Source organism: Polaromonas sp. JS666 (genome assembly GCF_000013865.1).
Classification (GTDB): Bacteria; Pseudomonadota; Gammaproteobacteria; order Burkholderiales; family Burkholderiaceae_C; genus Polaromonas.
Genome location: NC_007948.1, coordinates 821,059 through 838,500, shown reverse-complemented (window position 1 = coordinate 838,500; position 17,442 = coordinate 821,059). Strand labels below are relative to the sequence as shown.

Sequence of the window (17,442 nt, the reverse complement as noted above, 5' to 3'; positions counted from 1 at the left end):
GGAGTTTGCGCTGGATGGAGGGCGCCGGAGTGCGCGGAAAGAAAGGAAGACCGGAACGATCAAAAAGAGGAGGAGCGCCCCGACTGCGGGCGAAAACGTGCCACGCGGGCGGCGCCAGACTGCGCCTTGGTCCGCACGCCGGAGCGAGCCTTGTACCACTGCGGGGTAGCGCCGGTTTTAAGCCGCCAGTTCTTTTTCGGATGCTTGTATTCGGGAAAGACCACCATGCCGGGCAACTCGTCAGTTGCGGTTGATGCATCGCTCCCCGTGGCGTCAGACCATGACTTTTCAAAATCACTGGCACTGGTCTGGATCGAGGTCTCGACGTCGCGTGCCGCGCCCTCCACCGTGTCTTTCATTTTCTTGAGCTCGTCGAGCTCCATGGACCGGTTGACCTCCTGCTTGACATCGGCCACATAGCGCTGCGCCTTGCCCAGCAGCGTGCCCACCGTGCGCGCCACGCGCGGCAGCTTTTCCGGGCCGATCACAATCAGCGCCACCGCACCGATCAACGCAATTTTGGAGACGCCAAGATCAATCATGCGGCGTCAAACGACAAGGCCAGACTTGCCGCCCGGCCGCCCAAGAGGTAGCGCCGCCCCGGGGGCAGCGCGGCATGGGAAGCGCAAGCGTAGGGGATCAACATTCTTCAGGACTTTTGCCGGGCTTCCACGTCAATCGTGGTTTTGTCAGACGCCTGGGCGTTGGTAACCTGCCCAGCAGGGGCCGCAGGCTTGTCGTCCGTGGCGGCTGCGGACTGCCCGCCGTCTTTCATGCCATCCTTGAAGCCCTTGACGGCGCTACCAAGGTCGCTGCCCATGTTTTTGAGTTTCTTGGTGCCAAACACCATGACCACGATCAACAGCACGATCAACCAGTGCCAAATGGAAAATGAACCCATAGTTCGCTCCTAATCTGTAATTGCGGGGTTTGCTGCGTTTACCGGCTTGCAGGCCGATTTGCAGACAACTGTAGTGATTCTAAAGGCCCCACCTGCCCGGACACCTATTACACACATTGACCTGCGGGTTAGAGACCGCGTCGCCGGCGAGGTTCCAAACGGCGTGCCCCAAGTTGGCCGGCCCGCCTGCATTTTCTCACTTACCCTGGCTACCCCTTGAGCCAGGGCCGGGGCCCGCCGATCACATGGAAATGCAGGTGATGGACTTCCTGGCCCCCTTCGGCGCCCGTGTTGGTCAGGATGCGGAAACCGCCCGCAGGATAGGGGTTGCAGCCCAGCTCCAGTGCCAGCCGCGGCGCCAGCACCATCATGCGTCCCAGCACCCCTTCATGCTCAGGCCCCACCTGCGCCATGGACGGGATATGCGCCTTGGGGATGATGAGGAAATGCACCGGCGCCCAGGGGTGGATGTCATGAAAGGCGAACAGTTCGTCGTCTTCATACACCTTGCGGCTGGGAATGGCGCCTGCGGCAATTTTGCAGAAAATGCAGTTGTCAGAGTGGCTCATGCGGTCGTTGATGGGTCAGGAAAGGTTTTTTGGAAAGGCACTGCGGCCGGAATCAGGACGGCCGCTGGCTGTTAAAGCGCATCCAGCCCTTGATGCAGCGGTACAGGTACCAGAGCCAGACAATGCCATAAGCGATCGCGCCGGGCAAAAACAACAGCAGCCACAAGGGCGACAGCAGGACCAGCCACAGCAGCGTCCACCAGAATGTGCGGATCATGTAGTTGTGGTGGTCGATATAGAGCGCATCCGTCTCGTCGGCCCGCCGGATGTAGTTGGCAATGAGCGCGATGACCGCAAACACGCCGCCGCTGAACCAGGCCAGTGTGTGCAGGCCATACAGCACATGCATGAAGAGGCGGTCACCGCTGCTCTTGATTTCAAATTCGGCCAGATCGGTTTCCAAAGTGGGGCTCCAGTCAGCAGGAAAGGCGGCGGGAAATGCCGGGAAAAATTCAGGACTTTTCAGCCGCATCCCGATTTTGCACCTTGCGCAGCGCTTTTTCCTCGATGCCGCTGGTGCCCTCGCGGCGCTCCAGTTCAGCGATGACGTCGGCAGGCTGCAGGCCGTAATGGGCCAGCGCGATCAGGCTGTGAAACCACAGGTCAGCCACCTCGCCGACCAGCTTGGCCCGCAACTCCGGGGTCGGGCCGCCATGGTCCAAATCCTTGGCGGCCATCACGGTCTCGGTGGCTTCTTCGCCAATTTTTTTCAGGAAGGCGTCCGGGCCCCGGTGCAACAGGCGCGCCACATAGCTGGTGCCAGGGTCGCCGCCGTTGGCCGGCTTGCGGCTTTCAATGATCTGCGCCAGGCGCTGGAGGGAGTCGTTGGAGGACATGCGCGTTACCGGTAAGGCTGAGGCTATTTGTAGATGCTGCCGGGATCTTTCAAGACCGGCTCGGTCACGACCCACTGGCCGTCTTTGTAGAGGTGAAAAAAGCAGCTGTGGCGGCCGGTGTGGCAGGCAATGCCGGGCTCGTGGCCGAGTTGCGTCACCTTGAGCAAAACCACGTCGTTGTCGCAGTCGAGCCGAATTTCGTGCACGGTCTGGAGGTGGCCCGATTCTTCACCTTTGTGCCACAGGCGCCCGCGCGAGCGGCTGTAGTAAACCGCCTGCCCCAGCTCGGCGGTCTTTTGCAGTGCCTCGCGGTTCATCCAGGCGAACATGAGCACATCGCCGCTGGAAGCTTCCTGCGCGATGACCGGGATCAGGCCTTTTTCATCCCAGCTGACTTCGTCTAACCAGTTCATGGGTCTATTGTCGGGGATTTGAATACTTCAGGCGATTGCAACACAAAACCCTCCAGGCCAGGACATCGCGGGGCCGGCTTGGCCGGACCGCAGATGTCGCCCCGGCAGGGGGAAGGTGTAGCGACACGCAGTGCGCGAAGCCTGCGGGGCTGCGTCACATTCTGACCGGGATGCCGCGCCTGGCCATGTGCTGCTTGGCCTGCTGCACCGTGTATTCACCATAGTGGAAAATGCTGGCCGCCAGCACCGCGTCAGCGCCACCCAGCTGGATGCCATCGGCCAGATGGTCCAGGTTGCCAACGCCGCCCGAGGCAATCACCGGCACATCGACGGCGTCGCTGACCGCACGGGTCAGGGCCAGGTCAAACCCCGACTTGGTGCCGTCGCGGTCCATGCTGGTCAGCAGGATCTCGCCGGCACCGCGCCGCGCCATCTCGGTGGCCCAGGCCACGGCGTCCAGCCCGGTGTTCTTGCGCCCGCCGTGGCTGTAGACGTCCCAGCCGGCGCCGCGCGTTCTGGCGTCTTCCTCGCTGCGTCGCTTGGCGTCAATCGCCACCACGATGCACTGCGCGCCGTATTTGGCCGAGGCGTCTTCAATCACCTGCGGATTGGCCAGCGCGGCCGAGTTGAAGCTGGTCTTGTCAGCCCCGGCATTGAGCAGGCGCCGCACGTCTTCCACCGTGCGCACACCGCCGCCCACGGTGAGCGGAATGAACACCTGTGAGGCCACCGCCTCGATGATGTGCAAAATCAGGTCGCGCCCATCGCTGGTGGCCGTGATGTCCAGAAAAGTCAGCTCGTCTGCACCCTGCTCGTTGTAGCGCGCGGCAATTTCCACCGGGTCGCCGGCATCACGCAACTCGACAAAGTTGACGCCCTTGACCACACGGCCGCCGGTGACGTCCAGGCAAGGGATGATTCGTTTGGCTAACATAAGCCCCCACGGTTGCCCACTTCGTGTGGCGCCCTGCCCCCCGAGGGGGCCGCTGCGCCTGCGGCCCGGCGAAGCCGGTTCCGCGGCCCTGGCTGGAATACTAAACCGTCATGCGCGTCCACTACAGCCCCTCTGCACAACCTGCCACTCGTTGCAGCTGCGCTCATCCGTTCAGCTCATCAGCTCTTGCCTGCGCTGCGGCAAAATCCAGATCGCCGCTGTAAATGGAGCGGCCGCAGATCACGCCTTCAACGCCTTCTTCTTCAACGTCGCACAGCGCTTCAATGTCGGCCATGTTTGACAGGCCGCCGGAGGCGATCACCGGAATGGTCAGCGCCTGCGCGAGCCTGACAGTTGCTTCAATGTTGATGCCGCTGAGCATGCCGTCGCGGCCGATGTCGGTATAGATGATGGACTCGACGCCGTAGTCCTGGAATTTCTTGCCCAGGTCGATCACTTCGTGGCCGGTGAGCTTGCTCCAGCCATCGGTAGCAACCTTGCCATCCTTGGCATCCAGGCCGACGATGATGTGGCCGCCAAAGGCAGTGCAGGCATCCTGCAGGAAGCCGGGGTTCTTGACCGCGGCCGTTCCGATGATCACGTAGCGCAGGCCGGCGTCCAGATAACGCTCTATGGTGTCGAGATCGCGAATACCGCCGCCCAGTTGCACATCGATCTCGCTGCCGACTTCGGCCAGGATTTTCTTGATGGCGGCCTCGTTTTTCGGCTTGCCGGCAAAGGCGCCGTTCAGGTCCACCAGATGCAGGCGGCGTGCGCCCTTGTCGACCCAGCTGCGCGCCATGGCCGCCGGGTCTTCGCTGAAGATGGTGGATTGATCCATGTCGCCCTGTTTGAGGCGAACGCAGTGACCATCTTTCAGGTCAATCGCGGGAATAAGTAGCATGTTGCGGTAAGAGGAAAACAGGTGGCGGGGTTAACAAAGAGCTGGAAATTATGATGAGTCGCCCTGCTGCCCGGCGGCCTTCAGGGCTTCCAGTGCAGGAAATTGCGGTACAGGGCCAGTCCGTGGTCGGCGCTTTTCTCGGGGTGGAACTGGGTGGCAAAAATATTATCGCGTGCAATTGCCGCCGTAAAGCGCCCGCCATAGTCCGCCTCTCCGGCGATGTGGCGCGCATCCGACGGACGGGCATAAAAGCTGTGCACGAAGTAAAAATAGGCACCGTCCGGCACGCCAGCCCAGATCGGGTGCTGGATCGAGGCAGGCCGCCACACCTGGTTCCAGCCCATTTGCGGCACCTTGTAGCGGCTGCCATCGGGCTGGATCTGCCCGGCCAGGTCGAACTTGACGACCTCGCCGGGAATCAGGCCCAGGCCGGGCGTTGCGATGCCGGCGACCCCCTCGTGACTGCGGTCCAGCAGCATCTGCATGCCCACACACACGCCGAACAGGGGTTTGTTCGCGGCGGCATGCAATACCGCATCCTTCAGGCCGGATTCAGACAGCGCCCGCATGCAGTCAGGCATGGCCCCCTGGCCGGGCAGCACCACACGCTCGGCGTCCAGCACGTCCTGCGCGCGCGAGGTGACCAACACCTCATAGCCGCTGCCCTGAGACACATGCTGAACAGCTTGTGACACCGAACGCAGGTTGCCCGAGCCGTAGTCGACGACCGCCACTCTTTTCACATTAGACATTCATCGATATTTGCTACGGACTCAGGAGCTATTGACGTCCATTCTAGCGGGGCAGAAAACCCAAAACGGGGAACGGTCCATCCATGGCGCACCGGCACCTACAGCGAGCCCTTGGTCGACGGAATCACGCCTGCCGACCGCGGGTCGATTTCCAGCGCCATGCGCAGCGCCCGCGCAAACGCCTTGAACACGGTTTCGGCCTGATGATGGGCGTTGTCGCCACGCAGGTTGTCAATGTGCAGCGTCACAAACGCATGGTTGGCAAAACCCTGGAAGAATTCATAGGCGAGCTGGCTGTCAAAGGTACCTATCATGCCGCTCTTGAAGGGCACATGCATTTCCAGGCCGGGGCGGCCCGAGAAATCGATCACCACGCGCGATAGGGCCTCGTCCAGCGGCACATAGGCGTGGCCATAGCGGCGCAGGCCTTTTTTGTCGCCGACGGCCTGGGCCACGGCCTGTCCGAAGGTGATGCCGACGTCTTCCACCGTGTGGTGGCCATCAATGTGCAGGTCGCCCTTGGCCTGGATGTCCAGGTCGATCAGGCCGTGGCGGGCGATCTGGTCCAGCATGTGGTCGAAAAAGCCGATGCCCGTCGACAGGCTGGCTTTGCCCGTGCCGTCCAGGTTGAGCTTGACGGTGATCTGGGTCTCGGCGGTGTTGCGCGAGACTTCCGCCTTGCGCGGGGCCGGGGTCGGAGCAGTGGAAGGGGTGGTCATAGGGATTTTTCAAGCGCCGCCAGCATTTGCGTATTCTCGTCCGCGGTGCCGACGGTCAGGCGCAAACAATTGGCCAGCAATGGATGCATTTTAGAAACGTTTTTGACCAGCACATGGCGCGACTTCATGCCTTCAAAGGTTTTGGCCGCATCCGGGACCCGCACCAGGATCATGTTGGCGTCGCTTTTCCAGGCCTTGACGCCCTTCATGGCCGCCAGCGCGTCCAGCAGCATGGTGCGCTGCGCGACCACGGCCGCGGCCTGCTCGGCGAACACTTCCCGGTGCTCCAGCGCAAACAGCGCGCACTCGTAATTGAGCACACTGATGTTGTAGGGCGGGCGCACCTTGTCGATCTCGGCAATCAGGGCCTTCGGGCCCATCATGTAGCCAATGCGCACGCCGGCCAGCCCAAACTTGCTGAGGGTGCGCATCAGCAGCACATGGCTGTGCCTGGCAATGCGGTCGATATAGCTTTTGCTGGAAAACGGCTGGTAGGCCTCGTCCATCACCACCAGACCGGGCGCTGCGGTGATGATTTTCTCAATGACGGTATCGTCCCACAGGTTGGCGGTGGGGTTGTTCGGGTAGGCCAGGTAAATGATGGACGGCCGGTGCTCGGCGATGGCGGCCAGCATGGCGGCTTCGTCGAGCTCAAAGTCAGCCGTGAGCGGCACACCCGTGAACTTGAGGCCCTGCAGCTGTGCGCTCATGCCGTACATCACAAAGCCCGGCAGCGGCGCCAGGATGGAGCCGCCCGGCACGTCGCAGGCCATGGCCAGCAGCGAAATCAGCTCGTCCGAGCCGTTGCCCAGCATGATGTCAAAGCCTTCTGGCATCCGGGCGTAGTCTGCCAGGGCCTGGCGCAGGTCGTTGACGCGGCCGTCAGGGTAGCGATTCAGCGCCAGCGCGCCCAGCCGCTGCCCGAGATGGGCCTGCAACGCGGCCGGCAGCCGATACGGGTTCTCCATTGCATCGAGCTTGACCATGCCAACGGAGTCCTGAATGGCATAGGCATGCATGGACTGCACGTCCTGGCGAATCAGCTGTTTGAACTTCGGGTCCAGCGCGGTCATTTGGTCACTTTCATATCGGGTACGGTGTGCAGGCGCATCTCGGCGGCGCGGGCATGCGCCTGCAGACCTTCGCCGTAGGCCAGTTCAGCGGCAATCCTGCCCAGTGTCTGGGCACCCTGCTCGCTCACTTCGATCAGGCTGGAGCGTTTCTGGAAGTCATACACGCCCAGCGGGCTGGAAAAGCGTGCCGTGCCGCTGGTGGGCAGCACGTGGTTGGGGCCGGCGCAGTAGTCGCCCAGCGACTCGCTGGTGTAGGCGCCGAGGAAGATGGCGCCGGCGTGCTTGAGCAGCGGCTCCCATTCATGCGGCTGGCTGCTGGAGACTTCCAGGTGCTCGGGCGCAATGCGGTTGCTGAGGGCGCAGGCCTCTTCCATGCTGCGGGTATGGATCAGCACACCCCGGCCGTTGAGCGATTTGGCAATGATCTCGGCGCGCGGCATGGCAGGCAGCAGGCGGTTGAGGGCCTCGTGCACCTGGTCGATGTAGGCCGCATCCGGACACAGCAAAATGCTTTGCGCCAGTTCATCGTGCTCGGCCTGGCTGAACAAATCCATGGCCACCCAGTCGACGGGGGTGCTGCCGTCGGCCAGCACCAGGATTTCGGAAGGGCCGGCAATCATGTCGATGCCCACCGTGCCGAAGACGCGGCGCTTGGCCGCGGCCACGTAGGCATTGCCGGGGCCGGTGATCTTGTCGACCGCGGGAATGGTCGAGGTACCGTAGGCCAGCGCAGCCACGGCCTGCGCGCCGCCAATGGTGAAGGCGCGCGTCACGCCGGCCACATAGGCAGCGGCCAGAACCAGCGGGTTCTTCTCGCCCTTGGGTGTGGGCACCACCATGATGATTTCGCCCACACCGGCCACGTGGGCCGGAATGGCGTTCATCAGCACCGATGAGGGGTAAGCCGCCTTGCCACCCGGCACATAGATGCCGACGCGGTCCAGCGGTGTGACCTTCTGGCCGAGCAGGGTGCCGTCTTCATCACGGTAGCTCCAGCCTTCACCATTGGCCTTCTTCTGGGCCTCGTGGTAGCTGCGCACCCGGCGGGCCGCAGCCTGCAAGGCAGCGCGCTGGGCGGCAGGAATCGCATCAAACGCGGCCTTCAGCTCGGCCTGGCTGAGCTCCAGCGCACTCATGGCCGAGACGCTCAGGCCGTCAAAACGCGCGGTGTACTCGAGCACAGCCGTATCGCCGCGCCGCTGCACGTCCAGGAGGATGTCAGCCACCCGCTGTTCGATGGCCGCATCGGTATCGGCAGACCAGTGCAGGCGCGCCTTGAATTCAGCATCGAATGTGCTGGAAGCGGTCGAAAGGCGTACGGGGTTGGCTACTAAATTCATAGCATTCTTTGCGGACTATTGCGTGATGGCCAAGGACAAGGCGTCAATCAGCCTGCGGATGGGCGCCTGCTTGAGTTTGAGGGCGGTCTGGTTGACCACCAGGTGCGAGCTGATGTCCATGATGCGCTCGACCTCGATCAGGTGGTTGGCCTTGAGCGTGCTGCCGGTGGAAACCAGGTCGACGATGGCGTCGGCCAGGCCGGTGAGCGGCGCCAGCTCCATGCTGCCGTAAAGCTTGATCAGGTCGACGTGCACACCCTTGGAGGCAAAGAAGTCGCGGGCAATGGCCACGTACTTGGTCGCCACTTTCAGCCGCGAGCCCTGCTTCACGGCAGCCGCATAGTCAAAACCTTCGCGCACGGCCACGCTGATGCGGCACCGGGCGATTTGCAGGTCCAGCGGCTGGTACAGGCCCTGGCTGCCGGACTCCAGCAGAGTGTCCTTGCCAACCACGCCAATGTCCGCGCCGCCATACTGCACATAGGTCGGCACATCGGTGGCACGCACCAGTACCACGCGCAGATCGGGCTGGTTGGTCCGCAGGATCAGCTTGCGTGATTTTTCAGGGTCGTCGAGCACTTCGATCCCGGCGCTTCTGAGCAGCGGCAGGATGTCGTCGAAGATGCGGCCTTTGGAAAGTGCGAGCGTGATCACGGTGATGCCTTCAAAGAAAAGGGACAAGAAAAGGGACGCAAAAAAGCCGATGGGCGACAGCATCGTCCCGCCTTGCCAAGTTCAAGCCGCAGGGCCGGCTTCGCCGGACTGCAGGCGGGCGGCCCCCTCGGGGGGCAGCGTAGTACGCGAAGCGACAAGCGTGGGGGCTCATGCCCTTACCCGTTCTATGTCTGCACCGATGCCGCGCAATTTGGCCTCCATCTGGTCGTAGCCGCGGTCCAGGTGGTAAATCCGGTCCACCAGGGTTTCGCCTTCGGCCACCAGGCCGGCAATCACCAGGCTGGCGGAAGCCCGCAGATCGGTGGCCATGACGGTGGCGCCCGAAAGTTTTTCAACGCCTTCCATGACGGCCGCCTTGCCTTCGATCTGGATCTTCGCACCCAGGCGCACCATCTCGTTGACGTGCATGAAGCGGTTTTCAAAAATCGTTTCGGTGACCGTGCTGCTGCCCTGTGCAATGGCGTTGAGCGCCATGAACTGGGCCTGCATGTCGGTGGGAAAACCCGGATATTCCGTGGTACGGAAGGACTGGGCCTTCATGCGGCCCTGCGCCTGGATGCGGATGAATCCCTCGCCGGCCGTGATGGTGGCGCCCGCTTCGCGCAGCTTGTCGATGACCGCATCGAGGTGGTCGGCCCGGCCATGCCGGAGCACCACATCGCCGCCCGCCGCGGCCACCGCGCACAGAAAGGTGCCGGTTTCAATGCGGTCGGCCACCACCTGGTGGGTACAGCCATGCAGGCGCTCCACGCCCTGGATGCGGATGCGGCGCGTGCCGTGGCCTTCGATCTTCGCGCCCATCTTGATGAGCATGTCAGCCAGGTCGCCGATCTCGGGCTCCTGCGCGGCGTTTTCCAGAATCGTTTCGCCTTCGGCCAGGCTGGCGGCCATCAGGAAGTTTTCCGTGCCGGTGACGGTCACCATGTCGGTGGTGATGCTGACACCCTTGAGGCGCTTTTGACCCGCAGGAAGTTTGGCAATCATGTAGCCGTGCTCGACCACGATCTCGGCGCCCATGGCCTGCAGGCCCTTGATGTGCTGGTCTACCGGCCGCGAGCCAATGGCGCAGCCACCGGGCAGCGACACCGTGGCTTCGCCAAAGCGCGCCAGCAGCGGGCCCAGCGCCAGCACGGAGGCGCGCATGGTCTTCACCAATTCATAGGGCGCTTCGGGCGAGCTCAAGGCGCCGGCATGGAGGGTGACGGTTCCCGGCGCATGGGTGCCGCGTTCGGCTTCCACGCCCATGTTGCGGATCAGCTTGAGCATGGTGGCCACGTCCTGCAGGCGCGGCACGTTCTCCAGCGTCACAGTGTCGGCCGTGAGCAGCGCCGCGCACAGTTCCGGGAGGGCGGCATTCTTGGCGCCCGAGATATCGACGGTGCCGGCGAGCGATCTGCCGCCCTTGATGAGTAGTTTGTCCATGCGTTGTCAGTCTGCTGCTTGGTTTGCGTTGTTGGCCGCCCACTCCGCGGGCGTGTAGGTTTTCATGGACAGCGCATGCACTTCATCGGTCTGCAGGCGCCCGCCCAGCGTCGCATACACGCGCTGGTGACGCTGGATCAGGCGCAGGCCCTCGAACGCACTGGAAACAATAGTGGCATACCAGTGCCGGCCGTCGCCCGAGAGCTCGATGTGTTCACAGGGCAGGCCTGCGGCAATGATGGTTTGGAGTTCTTCGCTGGTCATAACAAGGTTTCAAAAAAGAGTTCGCAGTGCAAGGCCTCGAGAGCTACACGCAGTGAGCAAGCGTGGGCGCTCTTCATCCCAGCAGGGGCCGCGGGACTGGCTTTGCCAGACCGCAGGCGCAGCGGCCCCCTCGGGGGGCAGCGCATTACACGAAGTGAAAAGCGTGGGGGCCATATTTCTAGTGCCTGATTTTGTAGCCGGTGCGCAGCATATTGACCGCGACAGCACTGACGATGGCCAGCGCAACCAGCACGATGCCCAGACTCAGCCAGGGCGACACATCGCTGACCCCGAAAAATCCGTAGCGGAAACCGTCAATCATGTAAAAGAACGGGTTCAGGTGGCTGACCTTTTGCCAGAACGGCGGCAGTGAATGGATCGAGTAAAACACGCCGCTCAGGAAAGTCATGGGCATGATGACGAAATTCTGGAAAGCCGCCATCTGGTCAAATTTTTCAGACCATAGCCCCGCGATCACACCCAGGGCACCCAGCATGGCCGCGCCCAGCACCGAAAACAGCACGATCCACCACGGCGCCACAAAGCCGGGCTGACCAAAAAAAACGGTGACGGCAAACACGCCCATGCCCACCAGCAGGCCGCGTGCGATCGACGAGCCCACATAGGCAAAAAACCAGTGCCAGTGCGACAGCGGTGTCAGCAGCACAAACACCAGGCTGCCCATGATCTTGCTCTGGATCAGCGACGACGAGCTGTTGGCGAAGGCGTTTTGCAGCACGCTCATCATCACCAGGCCAGGCACCAGAAAGGCGGTGTAACTCACCTGGTCGTACACCTTCACCTGGTCCTGCAGCACGTGGCCAAAAATCAGCATGTAGAGCACCGCGGTCAGCACCGGCGCGCCCACCGTCTGGAAGCCGACCTTCCAGAAGCGCAGGACTTCCTTGTAAAAAAGGGTTTGCCAGCCGGTCATATTGAGGCCCCCACGCTTGTCACTGCGTGTACTGCGCTGCCCCCCGAGGGGGCCGCTGCGCCTGCGGCCCGGCAAAGCCGGTTCCGCGGCCCCTGCTGGGTTGGAGAGCCCCCATGGCCGCTCACTGCGTGTAGCTCCCGAGGCCATGCAGGCCGCGGCTTGCGAGACGCTTCGCCTCTCATGGTGTTCATGTTGCGACTCCCGTCAGGCTCAGTTCGACAGGCTCTTCCACGACTTTTTCTGCCATCACATCGAGAAACACATCTTCGAGGTCGGCCTTGCGTATCTCCACATCGTGGGCCACCAGCCCGGCCTGGCGAATGGCCGCCAGGTATTGTTCGATTTCATGGGCGCTGTTGGCCGGAAACTGCACGATGCGGCCGGTGATTCTGGCCTGGCTCGCCAGTTGCGGCGGCAACTCGCTGTCAATCTTGAAGCGCAGGACATTTGACGAGGCCGCCTCGAGCAGCTCCGAGGTCGGCGCCAGCGCCACCACCCGCCCCTGCTTGAGCATGGCGATGCGGCTGCACAGAGCCTCGGCCTCTTCCAGGTAGTGCGTGGTCAGCAACACGGTGGAGCCCTGCCTGTTGAGTTTGGCGATGAATTGCCAGAGGGTCTGGCGCAGCTCCACGTCAACCCCGGCCGTAGGCTCGTCGAGCACGATCACCGGCGGCTTGTGGACCAGGGCCTGCGCCACCAGCACACGGCGCTTCATGCCGCCCGACAGCTGACGCATATTGGCATTGGCCTTGTCGGCCAGTCCGAGGCTGGCCAGCAGCTCGTCAATCCAGGCGTCGTTATGCTTGATGCCGAAATAGCCCGACTGGATGCGCAGCGCTTCCCGCACCGTGAAAAAGGGGTCAAACACCAGTTCCTGCGGCACGACGCCGAGCTTGCGCCGCGCATTGGCGTAATCGGTCACGACATCGCAGTCATGCACCTTGACAGTACCGCTGCTGGCCCGCGAGAGGCCAGCCAGAATGCTGATAAGTGTGGTCTTTCCAGCCCCGTTGGGACCCAGCAAACCAAAAAACTCACCTTGCTGGATGTCAAAGCTCACATTGTCAAGCGCCCGCACCACAGGGCCGGTCTGATTTCGCGCGGATGAGTAGGTTTTGGAGACGGACTGGAATGAAATAGCTGGCATGAGCCCCTCATTTTAAGGGCTGATGCTTTTTTCAGACGCCCGACCGGTGGAAGGCCCCGCGCGGTGCACGAAGCACCCGCAGAAAACCGGAAAACCCGGCCTCATTCCGTTTCCAAATCAAGCGTGAACGCGAAGGCTCGCCGCAGACAGTGCTATAGCACGGCAAGGCGGGCCGACAAAGTGCACGTTTGATTTGGAAATGGAATCAGGCTGCGGCAGGAATCAGGTCTGCTACGCCGTAAAGCCGGGCCAGCTGGCCCAGCCGCGCAGGCGCGCCGCGCACCGCGAACGCCTTGCCGGCGGCCAGCGCCTCGCGCCGGCAAGCCAGCAATACCGCCAGTGCCGAAGAGTCAAACTCCTGCAGCGCACTGGCGTCGGCCACCACTTCCCCCGGCTGGGACAGGACGGCCTGCTTCAGGCCGTCCGTGAACCCAGCGGCCACGGCATGCGTCAGCACGGCAGGCAGGGTCACCATGGCGGATGACACGTTCAGGACTTCTTCTCGCTTGCGTTGGACTTGTTGCGCTGGGCCAGCGACGCGATCAGCCCATCCACGCCCTTGGCGCTGATTTCCTGGGCGAACTGGGTGCGATAGGTTTCCACCAGCCACACGCCGAGGACGTTGAGGTCATAAATTTTCCAGCCGGAAGCGGTTTTTTCCATGCGGTAGTCCAGCTGAATCGGGTCGCCGCGTCCAAGCACTTCCGTGCGCACGGTCACCTCGGTATCGGCCGCTTCTGCGCGCAAGGGCTTGACGCTGAGCGTCTGATCCCTGACCTGAGACAGGGCACCGGAATAGGTGCGGATCAGCAAGATCTTGAATTCGTCCTGCAGACGGGCTTTCTGCTCGGGGGTGGCCTGGCGCCAGTTGCGCCCGACGGCGGAGGCCGTCATGCGCGTGAAGTTCACATTGGGCATGATCTTGCTGTCAACCAGCGAGATCACCTTGCTCATGTCGCCGGCCTGCACGGACTTGTCAGCCTTGATGCTGTCCAGTACCTCTGTCGAGACGCGTTTGATCAGCGCATCAGGGGCTTCGTCGGCAGCGCGAACGAAAGAAGCAGACGTGAGCAGAGCCAGGCTGAGGGTGGCGGTCAACAGTTGGCCAAGGGTTCTACGGTTCATGGTTTTCCTTCGGTAACGAAACACGTGCCTGACAGCGATCTGCACGGCAATTCATGCATATCCACTTCTGCCAAACAGTGATTCAACGGCTATTTTCCGGGTTTGTTCGGGGCTAAGGGTGAAGTTGTACAGCAGTCTTGTAAATTTTGTTTACAAAGGCTCTTTCTCTTTTTCCCTCTAATTGGCAGGCGCCGAAGCAGATGCATTGGATGACTGCGCCGCCGGGGCCTCTGGCAGGTCGTAGCGCTCTTCTGTCTCGGCTGCCGCACCGCGAATCAGGCTGCGACGGCGCTGCAGATAGACATCACGAGCAAAACTGTATCTATCAAGCGCAGCCTCGTCCAGCAGGGCGCCCGTGCCCAGCAGGTTGGCCCGCAGATCCACCGCGCGCAGCACGATCATGGAGTTGCGCACCGATACATCATTCGTCCGGCTCACCAGATCTCCCTGCACATCCACCAGCGAGCCCACGGAATCGCGCACGGTGGAGGGCCCCAGCAGTGGCAGCACCACATAGGGACCGGAGGCGACACCCCAATATCCCAGGGTCTGGCCAAAATCCTCGCTGTGCTTGGGAATCCCCAAGTCGCTGGCCACATCAAAAATACCGCCCAGGCCCCACAATGTATTGACCGTGATGCGGAAAAGGCTGTCGGTGGCCTCTACAGGCTTGGCCTGCAGCACATTGTTGACCATCGACCAGACATCGGAAATATTGCCAAAAAAACTGTTGACGGCGGTGCGGATGGGCGCGGGTGTGACGTCCCGGTAAGCTGTCGCTACCGGCTTGACGAGGGCGCGGTCGACACCGTCGTTGAAGTTGAACATCGCCCGGTTGAACGGCTCCAGTGGATCGGCCGGGTTGGCATTCGGTCCGGTTGCGCAACCCTGCAGCAGCGCCAGCGCCAAGGCTGCAGCCGCCCACCACAGGGACCGCTTCATCGTGTTTTGTGTCGTTGATATCGTTCGCGTCGTCATTTTTTTTCTGGCGTCCCTGGTGACGGCGCAGCCCCTGATCCAGAACTGCTGTCCGCCGCTTTGCTATACAAAAACTGGCTGATCAGACTTTCAAGCACCACGGCTGACTGGGTCTGCTTGATCACATCCCCCGCCGCCAGGTTTTTCTCATCCCCACCGGCCTCCACGCCGATGTATTGCTCGCCCAGCAAACCGCTGGTCAGTATTTTCAGCGAACTGTCCTTGGGAAAGGCATAGCGGCTTTCCATGGCCAGATGAACACTGGCCTGGTAGGACTTGTCGTCAAAAGTGATATTTTCAACCCGGCCGACAACAACGCCCGCACTTTTCACGGCCGCGCGTGGTTTGAGACCACCAATATTGTCGAACTTTGCCGTAACGCGGTATGAGGTGTCAAAACTCAGGGTCAGCAGGTTGGCCGATTTGAGCGCCAGAAACAGCATGGCGGCGCCACCGATCAGGACAAACAGTCCAACCCACACGTCGTTTTTTGAACGTTGCATTTTTTTCCTTCAATGACCCAAACCTGCGCCGGCAAAGGGGATGAATTTTCGCATGGTTGGATTCATAAGGTGCGCGTCCCGCCTTAAAGGCTGAACATCCAGGCGGTCAACAAGAAGTCCAGTCCAAGCACAGCCAGCGACGCCACCACCACGGTGCGGGTGGTGGCGCGCGACACGCCTTCCGGCGTAGGTTGCGCTTCAAACCCCTGGTGCAGCGCCACAAAAGTGACAGTCACACCAAATACAAAACTTTTGATCACACCGTTGCCAACGTCGCGCCAGACATCCACGCCGGCCTGCATCTGGCTCCAGAAAGAACCCGCATCGACACCGATCATCACCACGCCGACCACCCAGCCCCCGATGATGCCGACAGCACTGAATACCGCAGCCAGCAGCGGCATGGCGATCACCCCACCCCAGAACCGGGGCGCGAGGATGCGACGCACCGGATCAACGGCCATCATTTCCATGGCCGATAGCTGTTCACCAGCTTTCATCAGGCCGATTTCTGCAGTCAGCGAGGTACCGGCACGGCCGGCAAACAGCAAGGCCGTGACCACAGGGCCCAGTTCTCGCACCAGGCTAAGCGCCACCAGCAAGCCCAGGGCCTCCGAGGAGCCATAACGCTGCAGCGTGTAGTAGCCCTGCAGGCCGAGCACAAAACCCACAAAAAGACCGGATACCGTGATGATGGCCAGCGAATAATTGCCGAGAAAGAAAATCTGGTCACGCACCAGGCCAAAACGGGCCAGCGCCGGACCCGTCAGCGCCAGCAGGCGCGACATCAGGCGCGCGGCATGGCCAAGCTCGGCCAGCTGGCTGCGCGTGCCGAAACCCAGATTGGAAAGCATGCGGACGGGGCTGTAAGGGCTCATGAGCGAGCCCTCCGGCGTGCTGTAGCCTGCCGTCCGAAATCGGTGGCGACGTCCGGGCCGGGGTAATGGAATTTCACGGGACCTTCGCTCTGTGCGTTGACAAACTGATGGACCAGCGGGTCGGTGGAATTGCGGACCTCGTCGGGCGTGCCCTCTGCGGCAATGCCGCCATTGGCCAGGATGATGACCTTGTCGGCGATGTGAAAGGTTTCTTCCAGGTCGTGGGACACCACAATGCTGGTGATCCCCAGCGTGTCGTTGAGCTGGCGAATCAGCTGTGCTGCCGTGCCCAGAGAAATGGGGTCCAGTCCGGCAAAGGGCTCGTCATACATGATGAGTTCGGGGTCGAGCACGATGGCGCGCGCCAACGCCACACGCCGGGCCATTCCTCCGGAAACTTCGCTGGGCATCAGATCGCGCGCACCGCGCAGTCCCACCGCATTGAGCTTCATCAGCACGATGTCCCGAATCAATTCGTCATTCAGCGCAGTATGTTCACGCAAGGGAAAGGCGACATTGTCAAACACGCTCAAATCCGTGAACAGCGCACCAAACTGGAACAGCATGCCCATGCGGCGCCTGGCCTCATAGAGTTCGGACTGCGCCAACCGGTCAATGCTTTTGCCGTCGAACAGGACCTCGCCCTGACTGGCTTTTTGCTGTCCGCCGATCAGGCGCAACACGGTGGTCTTGCCGCCGCCCGAAGCACCCATCAGCGCCGTGACCTTGCCCCGCGGCACCGACAGGGTGACCCGGTCAAGGATGACCCGATCCCCTGCGGAGCCTGGATAGGAAAAGGTCACATCCTTGAACTCAACCAGCGATGAAGCGGAAATGTCGGCCATGAAAAAGAAAAGGCCAACGAGCGCGTCGGCAGTGCTAGGGAATGCCCTAATGATACGGGGTTTGTCCTGTATTGGCCGCCGCATGCCGGCCACTTGGCGGCCTGCCGGAGACGGGATCGGGATAGGTTGCCGCGCCACGCCGCAGAACATCTGTTGAAAATACCATCCAAACCACAAATCACAAGGGTTTGTTGCTACTATTTTAGTAGCAATGAGAACGCTTGGGATCC

The 17,442-nt window shown here is 61.9% G+C and carries 23 protein-coding genes; all 23 read right to left on the bottom strand.

Annotated features, from left to right (window positions below; all coding sequences use genetic code 11):
* Positions 1 to 59: 59 nt before the first annotated feature.
* On the bottom strand, positions 60 to 542 hold the full coding sequence (gene tatB / locus BPRO_RS04000) for a Sec-independent protein translocase protein TatB (protein WP_011481774.1): 483 nt from the start codon (positions 540 to 542) through the stop codon (positions 60 to 62).
* 107 nt (positions 543 to 649) lie between these two features.
* Positions 650 to 901: a Sec-independent protein translocase subunit TatA gene (gene tatA, locus BPRO_RS03995; RefSeq protein WP_011481773.1), complete on the bottom strand. Its 252-nt coding sequence runs from the start codon at positions 899 to 901 to the stop codon at positions 650 to 652.
* Positions 902 to 1,110: 209 nt separating this feature from the next.
* Positions 1,111 to 1,470: a histidine triad nucleotide-binding protein gene (locus tag BPRO_RS03990; RefSeq protein ID WP_011481772.1), complete on the bottom strand. Its 360-nt coding sequence runs from the start codon at positions 1,468 to 1,470 to the stop codon at positions 1,111 to 1,113.
* 52 nt (positions 1,471 to 1,522) lie between these two features.
* Positions 1,523 to 1,873, bottom strand: a complete 351-nt coding sequence (locus BPRO_RS03985) for a DUF4870 family protein (RefSeq protein WP_041389208.1) — start codon at positions 1,871 to 1,873, stop codon at positions 1,523 to 1,525.
* Positions 1,874 to 1,922: 49 nt separating this feature from the next.
* Positions 1,923 to 2,306, bottom strand: coding sequence for a phosphoribosyl-ATP diphosphatase (locus BPRO_RS03980; protein WP_011481770.1), 384 nt, complete (start codon positions 2,304 to 2,306; stop codon positions 1,923 to 1,925).
* Positions 2,307 to 2,329: 23 nt separating this feature from the next.
* Positions 2,330 to 2,719: a phosphoribosyl-AMP cyclohydrolase gene (hisI, locus tag BPRO_RS03975; RefSeq protein WP_011481769.1), complete on the bottom strand. Its 390-nt coding sequence runs from the start codon at positions 2,717 to 2,719 to the stop codon at positions 2,330 to 2,332.
* A gap of 154 nt (positions 2,720 to 2,873) precedes the next feature.
* Complete coding sequence (hisF, locus tag BPRO_RS03970) at positions 2,874 to 3,653, bottom strand: imidazole glycerol phosphate synthase subunit HisF (RefSeq protein WP_011481768.1); 780 nt, start codon at positions 3,651 to 3,653, stop codon at positions 2,874 to 2,876.
* Between the two features lie 163 nt (positions 3,654 to 3,816).
* Positions 3,817 to 4,557 (bottom strand): 1-(5-phosphoribosyl)-5-[(5-phosphoribosylamino)methylideneamino]imidazole-4-carboxamide isomerase, encoded by a 741-nt coding sequence (gene hisA, locus BPRO_RS03965; RefSeq protein ID WP_011481767.1) that lies wholly within the window; start codon positions 4,555 to 4,557, stop codon positions 3,817 to 3,819.
* Between the two features lie 80 nt (positions 4,558 to 4,637).
* Positions 4,638 to 5,309, bottom strand: a complete 672-nt coding sequence (hisH, locus tag BPRO_RS03960) for an imidazole glycerol phosphate synthase subunit HisH (protein WP_011481766.1) — start codon at positions 5,307 to 5,309, stop codon at positions 4,638 to 4,640.
* Positions 5,310 to 5,407: 98 nt separating this feature from the next.
* Positions 5,408 to 6,028: an imidazoleglycerol-phosphate dehydratase HisB gene (gene hisB / locus BPRO_RS03955; protein ID WP_011481765.1), complete on the bottom strand. Its 621-nt coding sequence runs from the start codon at positions 6,026 to 6,028 to the stop codon at positions 5,408 to 5,410.
* Positions 6,025 to 7,101, bottom strand: coding sequence for a histidinol-phosphate transaminase (gene hisC / locus BPRO_RS03950; protein ID WP_011481764.1), 1,077 nt, complete (start codon positions 7,099 to 7,101; stop codon positions 6,025 to 6,027). Before hisC ends, hisB begins: the two co-directional genes overlap by 4 nt.
* A complete protein-coding gene (gene hisD, locus BPRO_RS03945; protein WP_011481763.1) occupies positions 7,098 to 8,441 on the bottom strand; it encodes a histidinol dehydrogenase in 1,344 nt (447 codons plus the stop codon). Before hisD ends, hisC begins: the two co-directional genes overlap by 4 nt.
* 15 nt (positions 8,442 to 8,456) lie before the next feature.
* Positions 8,457 to 9,095, bottom strand: coding sequence for an ATP phosphoribosyltransferase (gene hisG, locus BPRO_RS03940; RefSeq protein ID WP_041389206.1), 639 nt, complete (start codon positions 9,093 to 9,095; stop codon positions 8,457 to 8,459).
* Positions 9,096 to 9,263: 168 nt separating this feature from the next.
* Positions 9,264 to 10,538 carry a UDP-N-acetylglucosamine 1-carboxyvinyltransferase gene (gene murA / locus BPRO_RS03935; RefSeq protein WP_011481761.1) on the bottom strand — a complete coding sequence of 425 codons (1,275 nt, stop codon included), beginning with the start codon at positions 10,536 to 10,538 and terminating at the stop codon, positions 9,264 to 9,266.
* Positions 10,539 to 10,544: 6 nt separating this feature from the next.
* Positions 10,545 to 10,802 carry a BolA family protein gene (locus tag BPRO_RS03930; RefSeq protein WP_011481760.1) on the bottom strand — a complete coding sequence of 86 codons (258 nt, stop codon included), beginning with the start codon at positions 10,800 to 10,802 and terminating at the stop codon, positions 10,545 to 10,547.
* Between the two features lie 178 nt (positions 10,803 to 10,980).
* Positions 10,981 to 11,736 (bottom strand): ABC transporter permease, encoded by a 756-nt coding sequence (locus BPRO_RS03925; protein ID WP_011481759.1) that lies wholly within the window; start codon positions 11,734 to 11,736, stop codon positions 10,981 to 10,983.
* A gap of 187 nt (positions 11,737 to 11,923) precedes the next feature.
* Complete coding sequence (locus tag BPRO_RS03920) at positions 11,924 to 12,883, bottom strand: ABC transporter ATP-binding protein (RefSeq protein WP_011481758.1); 960 nt, start codon at positions 12,881 to 12,883, stop codon at positions 11,924 to 11,926.
* Positions 12,884 to 13,088: 205 nt separating this feature from the next.
* Entirely contained in the window at positions 13,089 to 13,358 is a 270-nt protein-coding gene (locus BPRO_RS03915) for an STAS domain-containing protein (protein ID WP_011481757.1), read from the bottom strand.
* 14 nt (positions 13,359 to 13,372) lie between these two features.
* Positions 13,373 to 14,008 carry an MlaC/ttg2D family ABC transporter substrate-binding protein gene (locus BPRO_RS03910; RefSeq protein ID WP_011481756.1) on the bottom strand — a complete coding sequence of 212 codons (636 nt, stop codon included), beginning with the start codon at positions 14,006 to 14,008 and terminating at the stop codon, positions 13,373 to 13,375.
* 177 nt (positions 14,009 to 14,185) lie between these two features.
* Entirely contained in the window at positions 14,186 to 14,950 is a 765-nt protein-coding gene (locus BPRO_RS03905; RefSeq protein ID WP_157045718.1) for an MlaA family lipoprotein, read from the bottom strand.
* 32 nt (positions 14,951 to 14,982) lie between these two features.
* Entirely contained in the window at positions 14,983 to 15,489 is a 507-nt protein-coding gene (mlaD, locus tag BPRO_RS03900; protein ID WP_011481754.1) for an outer membrane lipid asymmetry maintenance protein MlaD, read from the bottom strand.
* 83 nt (positions 15,490 to 15,572) lie between these two features.
* Positions 15,573 to 16,367, bottom strand: a complete 795-nt coding sequence (gene mlaE, locus BPRO_RS03895; protein WP_011481753.1) for a lipid asymmetry maintenance ABC transporter permease subunit MlaE — start codon at positions 16,365 to 16,367, stop codon at positions 15,573 to 15,575.
* The gene (locus tag BPRO_RS03890; RefSeq protein ID WP_011481752.1) at positions 16,364 to 17,212 is read right to left on the bottom strand and encodes an ABC transporter ATP-binding protein; all 849 of its coding nucleotides are present in this window, start codon (positions 17,210 to 17,212) and stop codon (positions 16,364 to 16,366) included. The genes mlaE and BPRO_RS03890 overlap by 4 nt, the downstream gene beginning before the upstream one ends.
* Between the last annotated feature and the right edge of the window lie 230 nt (positions 17,213 to 17,442).